Below are 8,180 nucleotides of genomic sequence, written 5' to 3'. Positions count from 1 at the left end.
CGCCGGCGCTCGAGCGCTCGGGGCTGACGGCGTGGCCCGAGGAGGACCTGCCGCGCAGCGTGGAGACGACGGTGGCGGGCCAGCGGATCACCGGGTGGCCGGCGCTCGTCCCCGAGCGTCCCCGGGCCGCGGGGAGCCGGCCCGCCGGCCGGGAGGCCACGGTGGCCGTGCGCATCCTGTCCTCCGCCGCCGAGCAGCGGGCCGCCCAGCGCCGCGGGGTGATCACGCTGCTGCAGCTGCGCATCCCCTCCCCCGAGCGGTACGTGCTGGAGCACCTCAACAACCGGGAGAAGCTGGTCTTCACGCAGAACCCGCACGGGTCGGTGACCGAGCTCATCGCGGACTGCACGGTCGCGGCCATCGACAAGCTCACGCCGCCCGAGCCCCCCTTCACCCGGGCGGAGTTCGACGCGCTGCACGAGCACGTGCGGGCCGAGCTCATCGACACCGTCTTCCAGGTCACCGCGCTCGTGGAGCAGGTGCTCTCCGGAGCCGCCCGGATCCGCAAGCAGCTCAAGCGGTCGTCCTCGCTCGCCGCGGTGAACTCGCTCAACGACGTCAAGGCCCAGCTCGAGCACCTCGTGCACCCGGGCTTCGTCGCCGCCACCGGCTACGACCAGCTCCAGCACCTGCCCCGCTACGTGCGGGCGATGGAGGTGCGGCTCGAGAAGCTCGCCGGCCACCTGCAGCGGGACACGGTCGGGATGCTCGCCGTGCAGAAGCTCGAGGACGACTACGACGCCGCGCTGGACGCCCTGCCGACGCACGCCCCGGTCCCGGACGAGCTGCGCCGGGTGGCCTGGATGATCGAGGAGCTGCGGGTCTCGCTGTTCGCCCAGGAGCTGGGCACCGCCCACACCGTCTCGGAGAAGCGGATCCGCAAGGCCCTCAAGGACGCCCTCGGGGCCGCCCGGGCCTGACCCGGCGGCCGGTCAGGCCTGCGGCACGGCGGACCCGTGCCCGGCCTCGACGAGGGCGGCCCGGATCCGCTCCGCGGCCTCGTCCATCCAGGCGGGGTCCGGGTCGCGGAGCACGTTGACGAACTGGAACTGCTCGACCGTCTCCGCCGGCCACACGTGCACGTGGGTGTGCGGGACCTCGAAGCCCTGGATCATCTGGCCCACCCGCGCCGGCCGCCAGACGGCGTCGATGGCCCGCCCGATGCGCTGGGAGACCACCATCAGGTGCGCCGCCAGGTCCTCCGGCAGGTCGACCCAGTGGTCGTGCTCCTCGCGCGGGACCACGAGCGTGTGGCCCTGCGCGAGCGGGTCGATCGACAGGAAGCCGACGCAGCGCTCGTCCTGCCAGACGAAACGGCCGGGGATCTCCCCCTCGATGATCTTCGTGAAGACGGTGCTCACAGGTGCTCCCTTTCGGTGGTGGGTCGGGTGCGGTCGGCGGGCCGGGCGGTCCCGCGGCTACAGGGCGACGCGCTCGCCGACGGCGAGGTGGCGGTACTCGGCCCCGTACTTGGCGGCGAACGAGGTGAGCTGGCCCTCGATCACGCCGAGGCCGTTGTCGGAGAGCAGGCCGTCGTGGATCTGGAAGACCCGCTCGGGGCGCACGGACACCACGAAGTCGACGACCTCCGCCAGCTTGTTCCACGGCGCGTGGATCGGCGCCAGCAGCACGGGGGCGGAGAGCCCGTGCGGGACCACCAGCGAGTCGCCGGGGTGGTAGACCGTGTCCTCGACCAGGTAGCCGATGTTGTCCACGGTGCGGATGAGCGTGTGGATCAGCGCGTGCTGGCCGCCGAACGTCCGCACGGTGAAGCCCTCGAGCTCCAGCACGGTCTCGGGCTCGGCGTCGTGGATCGCGTGGCCCTCCCCCAGGGCCTCCCGGAGCCCCGCGGCCACCGGGGCCGGGGCGTACACCTGCACCTCCGGGTGCGCCCGGAGGTGCGCGTGCACCGGCTCGGGGTCGAGGTGGTCCGGGTGCTCGTGCGTGACGAGCAGGACGTCGGCCCCGTCGAGGGCCTCCGCCAGCTCCTCCCGTCCGGAGAACTTGCCCGGGTCGATCACCAGGACCCTGCCCTCGTTCTCGAGCCGCACGCACGAGTGGGTGTACTTGATGAGCTCCATGGGCCCACCCTAACCCCGGGTCCTCCCGGCTCCCACCGGCCGACGGGGCACGTTCCGCGCGGTCCTTGTTAAGCTGGTGCCCGGCCCGGGCACCAGCGACGAGAGGACGAGGCGTGAGCGTGAGAACCAGCGGGGGGAGCGCCGGGGAGGTCCGCAACACCCGGCAGCGCCGCGCCGTCGCGCGGGCGCTCGCGTCCCTGGAGGACTTCATCTCCACGCAGGACCTGCACGCCCTGCTGCGGGAGCGCGGCGACTCCGTCTCCCTGGCCACGACCTACCGGATCCTGCAGTCGATGTCCGAGCTCGGCGAGCTGGACGTCCTGCGCAGCGACGACGGCGAGGCGATCTACCGCCGCTGCGCCGCCGAGCACCACCACCACCACCTGGTGTGCCGCCGCTGCGGCGCCGCCGTGGAGCTCGAGGCCCCCGCGGTCGAGGAGTGGGCCGGGCGCACCGCCGCCGCCCACGGCTTCACCGAGGTGGACCACACGGTCGAGATCACCGGCCTGTGCGCCGCCTGCGCGGCGCGGCGGGCCGATGGCTGAGCCGGGCCCGTCCCGCGGCGTCTTCGTCCTGGCGGTCAACCCGTGCGCCGGCCGCGGCCGGGCCCTCGAGGACGCCCACCGGGCCGCGGAGCTCCTGCGGACCGGCGGTGACGAGGCCGTGGTGCTCTCCGCCGCGGACCTCGGCACCCTGGTGGGGCTGGTGCGCGACCGGCTGCGGGCGCACGCCCTCACCACCCGGGCGCTCGTGGTCGTGGGCGGGGACGGGATGGTGCAGGCCGGCCTCGGCGTGCTCGTGGAGCTCGCCGCGCAGGGCGTCGACGTCCCGCTGGGCGTGGTGCCGTGCGGGACCGGCAACGACCTGGCCCGCCACCTGCGCGTGCCGCTCCGGGACCCGGTGGCCGCGGCCGGGCGGATCCTGCGCCGGCTCGACGACCCCCGGGACCGCCGCCTCGACGTGGGCCGGGTGCGCTTCGCGGACGGCCGCACGTCCTGCTTCGCGACCGCCCTGTGCGCGGGCTTCGACGCCGTGGTCAACGAGCGGGCCAACCGGTGGCTGCGCCCGGCCGGCTCCTCCCGCTACCTGCTGGCCGTCCTGGGGGAGATCGCGCGGCTGCGCACCGTCCACTACCGGCTCGAGATCGAGGACGCCGGCGGCCGGCGCCGCACGGAGCGCCGGGACGGGGTCCTGCTGAACGTCGCCAACACGTCGTCGATCGGGGGCGGCCTGCGGATCGTGCCCGACGCCCGGGCGGACGACGGGCTGCTGGAGCTGTTCACCGTGGCGCCCCTGGGCCGGGCCCGGTTCCTGCTCCTGTTCCCCCGGCTGTTCTCGGGCCGCCACGTGGCGCTGGAGAGCGTGCGGATCGAACGGGTCCGCGCCGTGGCCGTGGACGCCCCGGACGTCACCGTCTACGCGGACGGGGAGCGCCTCGGCCCGCTGCCCGTGCGCGTGGACGTGCTCCCCGCGGCGGTCCGCGTCCTGGCCTGAGCCGGGGCCCGGTCGCGGCGCCGGGCGCCGGCCCTTCAGCGCGGCGGCTCCGAGGTGTCCACCCGGTCCCCGCGGCGCTGCCGCCGGTCCTGGGTGGTGTCCCGGATCTCGCCCACCAGCTCCTCGATGACGTCCTCGAGGAACAGCACGCCCAGGGTCTGCCCGCCGGCGTCGACCACGCGCGCCAGGTGCGAGCCCGTGCGCTGCATCGCCGCCAGCGCGTCGTCGATCTCGATGCCGGGACGCAGGTTCGCCAGCGAGCGCACCCGGGTCACCGGCACCGGCTCGTTGTAGCGGCTCTCCGGGATCGAGAGCACGTCCTTGATGTGCAGGTAGCCGTTGAGCTCGCCGTCGTCCTCCGTGAGGGCGAAGCGGGAGAAGCCCGTGCGGGCCACCGCCTTCTCGACGTCCGCCGCGGAGGCGTCCTCGGGCAGCGTGACGAGCTGGTGCAGCGGCACCATCACGTCGGCGGTGCGCTTGGAGGAGAACTCGAGCGCGCCGGAGAGCAGGCCCGTCTGGTCCGCCACCGTGCCCTCCTTCGTGGACTCCGCCACGATGGACTGGAGCTCGTCCAGGGTGAAGGTCGAGGACACCTCGTCCTTCGGCTCGATGCCCATGAGCTTCAGGACGTGGTTCGCCGTCCAGTTCAGCGTGGCGATCACCGGCTTGACCATGCGGGAGACGAGCACGAGCGGGGGCGCCAGCAGCAGCACGGCGCGGTCCGCGGCGGACACCGACATGTTCTTCGGCACCATCTCGCCGAACACCACGTGCAGGAAGGTGACCACGAGCAGGGCCGTGAGGAACCCGCTGACGTCGGCGACCTCGGCCGGCACGCCCAGGTGGACCAGCGGGCCGGAGACGATGTGGTGCAGCGCCGGCTCGGAGATGTTGAGGATCAGCAGCGAGCACACGGTGATGCCCAGCTGGCAGCAGGCCAGCATGAGGGACACGTGCTCCATCGCGTACAGCGCGGTCCGGGCCCGCTTGTTGCCCTCCTCGGCCAGCGGCTCGATCTGGCTGCGCCGCGCGGACATGACGGCGAACTCGCCGCCCACGAAGAAGGCGTTGCCCGCCAGGAGCACCACGAGCCACGCGAGGCCTGCCCAGTCGCTCATCGTGCGTCCTCCTCTCGGGCGCCGCTCTCGCGGGCCCCTGCGGGGGCGTCCTCGGGCTCGGCCGGTGCGGGGACGAACCGGATGCGGTCCACGCGGCGCCCCTCCATCCGGGCGACCTCGAGCACGCCGCCCTGGACGGGGACCACGTCCCCGGGCTTCGGGACCTGCCCGAGCCGGTCCATCATGAACCCGCCCATGGTCTCGTAGGCGGGACCGTCCTCGATGTCGAGCTCGGTGATCTGCTCGGAGACCTCGTCGGGGCGCATCAGCCCGGGGAAGTACCACTCGCCCGCCGCGGACTGCAGGGCGCCGAGGCTGAGCCGGTCGTGCTCGTCGGAGACCTCCCCGACCACCTCCTCCACGAGGTCCTCGAGGGTCACGACGCCGGCGGTGCCGCCCCACTCGTCGACGACGACGGCCATCTGGAGCCCGCCGGAGCGCAGCTGCACGAGCAGGGAGTCGAGGTGGACGGTCTCGGGCACGCGCAGGACGTCCTCCATGATCGCCCCGCACTCGAGGGCGGCGCGGCGCTCCGACGGCACGGCCACGGCCTTCTTGACGTGGACCACCCCGCGGACGTCGTCCGGGGAGTCGTCCATCACGGGGAACCGGGAGTGCCCGGTGCGGGAGGCGACGGCCACGACGTCCGCGACGGACTCGTGGGAGTCGAGCATCTGCACGCGGATCCGGGGCGTCATGACGTCCGCGGCCGTGCGCTCGGCGAAGGTGAGGGTCTTCGCGACGAACGCGGCGGTGCCGGCGTCCAGGGTGCCCATCTTCGCGGAGCGGCGGACCATCGAGGACAGCTCCTCCGGCGAGCGCGCGCCCGAGAGCTCCTCCTTGGCCTCCATCCCGAACAGGTGCAGGACCCGGTTGGCCACGCCGTTGAGGGTGACGACGAACGGCTTGAACACCGCGGTGAACACGAGCTGGGGACGGGCGACCAGCCGCCCCACCCGGAACGCCTCCGCGATGGCCCAGTTCTTGGGCACGAGCTCGCCCAGCAGCATGGACAGCAGCGTGGAGATGAGCATCGACAGTGCCAGGGTCGCTCCCCCGGCGGCCGCCACGGACAGACCGGTGAGCTCGGCGATCGGTTCCCGCAGGAAGGACTGGAGCGCCAGGTCCAGGGTGTAGCCGGTGAGAAGTGTGGTCAGTGTGATCCCCAGCTGGCAGCTGGAGAGCTGCGTGGACAGAGACTTGAGGCACTTCAGCAGCGGTTCCGCCGCGCGGTCGCCCTCTGCGATCGCCCGGCGCACCGTGGTCTGGTCGAGGGCCACGAGGGAGAACTCCACGGCCACGAAGAAGCCCGTGCCGAGGATGAGGAGCAGACCCGCCGCCAGGAGCAGCCATTCCATCAGGAGCGGCCTCCCGCGGCGGCCCGCCGGGCGGGGACGGGGCGGTCGGCGGCCGGGCGGCCGGGGGCGGAGCGGGGGACGGTGGGCGAGCCGGCTCGGGGGCCGCGGCGGGGGGCGCCGCGGCCGGGCCGGCAACTACTGAACGAGTCCATGAGAGCTCCAGGGTACCGGAGCGGGAGCCCTCCGGCGCCGGTTCAGGACCAGCTGACGGGGCGCGCCCTGCCCTCCTCGTAGCCGGACGCGGACTGGATGCCGACCACGGCCCGGGCCGCGAACTGCTCGAGGGTCGTGGCGCCCGCGTAGGTCATGGAGCTGCGCACGCCCGCGGTGATCTGGTCCACGAGGTCCTCCACGCCGGGGCGCTCGGGGTCGAGGTACATCTTGGAGCTGGAGATGCCCTCCTCGAAGAGCCCCTTGCGGGCGCGGGCGAAGGCGCCCTCGCCGCGGGTGCGCTCGCGCACGGCGCGGGTCGAGGCCATGCCGAAGCTCTCCTTGTACATGCGGCCGTCGGCGTCCACGTTCAGCTCGCCCGGGCCCTCGTGGGTGCCGGCGAACCAGGAGCCCACCATGACCTGGCTGGCCCCCGCCGCCAGGGCGAGGGCGACGTCCCGGGGGTGCTTCACGCCGCCGTCCGCCCAGACGTGCCGGCCCAGCCCGGCGGCGGCCTCGGCGCACTCGAGCACGGCGGAGAACTGGGGCCGGCCCACGGCGGTCATCATCCGGGTGGTGCACATCGCACCGGGGCCCACGCCGACCTTCACGATGTCCGCGCCGGCGTCGACGAGGTCCTGGACGCCGTCGGCGGTGACCACGTTGCCCGCCACGACGGGCACGTCGGGGGCCGCCGCGCGGACCAGCTCGAGGGCCTCCACCATCTTGCGCTGGTGGCCGTGGGCGGTGTCCACCACGAGCACGTCCACGCCGGCGTCGAGCAGCGCCCGGGCCTTGCCCCGGACGTCCCCGTTGATGCCCACGGCGGCGCCCACCCGGAGCCGGCCCGCGCCGTCCAGGGCGGGGGTGTAGATCGTGGAGCGGACCGTGCCCTTGCGGGTCAGCACGCCCACCACCGTGTCGCCGTCGAGCACCGGCGCCACGTGGGCGCGGGTCTGCGCGAGCCGGTCGTAGGCGGCGGCGAGGACGTCGTCGCCGGACCCGGCCCGGACCTCCGCCAGGGTGAACACCGGGGCGTCGGTGCGCATGATCGAGCCGAGCTGGGTGAAGCGGTCCACCTCGGCGCAGTCGGCCGCGAGCACCACCCCGCGGTAGGCCCGCCCCGGACCGCACACCACCACGGCGCCGTGGGGCCGCTTGTGCATGATGCCCAGGGCGTCGTGGACGGTGTCCTCGTCCCCGAGGACCACGGGGGTCTCGAAGCGCGGCGAGCGCTCCTTGACCCAGGACGTGACGTCCGCGATGACGTCCAGCGGGATGTCCTGCGGCAGGATGCCCAGACCGCCGCGGCGGGCCAGCGTCTCGACCATCCGGCGCCCGGTCACGGCGGTCATGTTCGCGGCCACCAGCGGCACGGTGGCGCCCGTGCCGTCGCGCGGGGTGAGGTCGACGTCGAACCGGGAGGTGACCCGGGAGCTCGAGGGGACGAGGAAGACGTCGCTGTAGGTCAGGTCGGACGTGGGGGTGTTGAGAAATCGCACGCGCGCCAGTCTAGCCGGGGCCCGCGACACGCGCGCCGGGGCGGGGCCGCGGACTAGCCATGCCGCCGCGCGGATCACTAGACTCGCCGGAGGTACGGCCGCGCCCGGTCGACGACCGTCCGGCAGGTTCCGGAGGCGGACGCCGCCGGCTGTCACGGGAGACGGCCGGCGAGGAACACCGGCGGCGGGTCCGGACGCTGCCGGGACCGACACTGTGGAGACCGGGCAGACGGCCTCCACGCGATCAACCATGGAAGAGGCGTATTCCCCGTGCCACATCAGCCACAGCACCCCATCCCTGAAGAATTCGCAGGTAACGAGTGGCTCGTCGACGAACTGTTCGAGAAGTACCGGACGGACAAGAACTCGGTGGACGAGAAGTGGTGGCCGATCTTCGAGTCGATGAGCGCGGACAGCAGCACCGCCGCGGAGCCGGCGGGCGCCGCGCAGGCGCCGGCGCCGAAGGCGGCCCCGGCG

Annotated in this window: 9 protein-coding genes; 4 read left to right on the top strand and 5 right to left on the bottom strand. The window is 73.8% G+C overall.

The genetic code is table 11. The features are described 5' to 3' along the window. Positions 1 to 920: DUF3418 domain-containing protein (locus tag CRM73_RS17065; RefSeq protein WP_229588597.1), on the top strand; the 920-nt coding region annotated here is incomplete at its 5' end. Positions 921 to 932: 12 nt separating this feature from the next. Here the strand turns inward: CRM73_RS17065 and CRM73_RS17060 are convergent. After that, positions 933 to 1,361, bottom strand: a complete 429-nt coding sequence (locus CRM73_RS17060) for an HIT family protein (RefSeq protein WP_017834401.1) — start codon at positions 1,359 to 1,361, stop codon at positions 933 to 935. Positions 1,362 to 1,418: 57 nt separating this feature from the next. Beyond that, complete coding sequence (locus CRM73_RS17055; protein WP_017834400.1) at positions 1,419 to 2,081, bottom strand: MBL fold metallo-hydrolase; 663 nt, start codon at positions 2,079 to 2,081, stop codon at positions 1,419 to 1,421. A gap of 113 nt (positions 2,082 to 2,194) precedes the next feature. Here CRM73_RS17055 and CRM73_RS17050 point away from each other — a divergent pair, with 113 nt between their 5' ends. Then, positions 2,195 to 2,626 carry a Fur family transcriptional regulator gene (locus CRM73_RS17050; RefSeq protein WP_017834399.1) on the top strand — a complete coding sequence of 144 codons (432 nt, stop codon included), beginning with the start codon at positions 2,195 to 2,197 and terminating at the stop codon, positions 2,624 to 2,626. After that, entirely contained in the window at positions 2,619 to 3,575 is a 957-nt protein-coding gene (locus CRM73_RS17045; protein ID WP_229588596.1) for a diacylglycerol kinase family protein, read from the top strand. Before CRM73_RS17050 ends, CRM73_RS17045 begins: the two co-directional genes overlap by 8 nt. Before the next feature lie 35 nt (positions 3,576 to 3,610). On the opposite strand, the gene CRM73_RS17040 is transcribed toward CRM73_RS17045, so the two are convergent. The 3 genes from CRM73_RS17040 to CRM73_RS17030 form a co-directional block, all read right to left on the bottom strand. Further along, a complete protein-coding gene (locus tag CRM73_RS17040) occupies positions 3,611 to 4,693 on the bottom strand; it encodes a hemolysin family protein (protein WP_035927290.1) in 1,083 nt (360 codons plus the stop codon). Next, positions 4,690 to 6,051 carry a hemolysin family protein gene (locus tag CRM73_RS17035; RefSeq protein ID WP_017833671.1) on the bottom strand — a complete coding sequence of 454 codons (1,362 nt, stop codon included), beginning with the start codon at positions 6,049 to 6,051 and terminating at the stop codon, positions 4,690 to 4,692. Before CRM73_RS17035 ends, CRM73_RS17040 begins: the two co-directional genes overlap by 4 nt. A 194-nt stretch (positions 6,052 to 6,245) precedes the next feature. Next, a complete protein-coding gene (locus CRM73_RS17030) occupies positions 6,246 to 7,703 on the bottom strand; it encodes a GuaB1 family IMP dehydrogenase-related protein (RefSeq protein ID WP_017833670.1) in 1,458 nt (485 codons plus the stop codon). A gap of 270 nt (positions 7,704 to 7,973) precedes the next feature. On the opposite strand from CRM73_RS17030, the gene CRM73_RS17025 reads away from it, so the two are divergent. Beyond that, the coding region (locus CRM73_RS17025; protein WP_229588595.1) for a hypothetical protein at positions 7,974 to 8,180 on the top strand (207 nt) is incomplete at its 3' end.

The sequence above is a fragment of the Kocuria sp. CCUG 69068 genome (assembly GCF_020833785.1).
GTDB lineage: Bacteria > Actinomycetota > Actinomycetes > Actinomycetales > Micrococcaceae > Kocuria > Kocuria rosea.
This window is presented reverse-complemented; position numbering and strand designations above follow the sequence as displayed.

Coding starts and splice junctions, on each gene's coding strand:
- CRM73_RS17055 (WP_017834400.1), bottom strand. CDS start 2,081: ATGGAGCTCATCAAGTACACCCACTCGTGCGTGCGGCTCGAGAACGAG.
- CRM73_RS17045 (WP_229588596.1), top strand. CDS start 2,619: ATGGCTGAGCCGGGCCCGTCCCGCGGCGTCTTCGTCCTGGCGGTCAAC.
- CRM73_RS17040 (WP_035927290.1), bottom strand. CDS start 4,693: ATGAGCGACTGGGCAGGCCTCGCGTGGCTCGTGGTGCTCCTGGCGGGC.
- CRM73_RS17035 (WP_017833671.1), bottom strand. CDS start 6,051: ATGGAATGGCTGCTCCTGGCGGCGGGTCTGCTCCTCATCCTCGGCACG.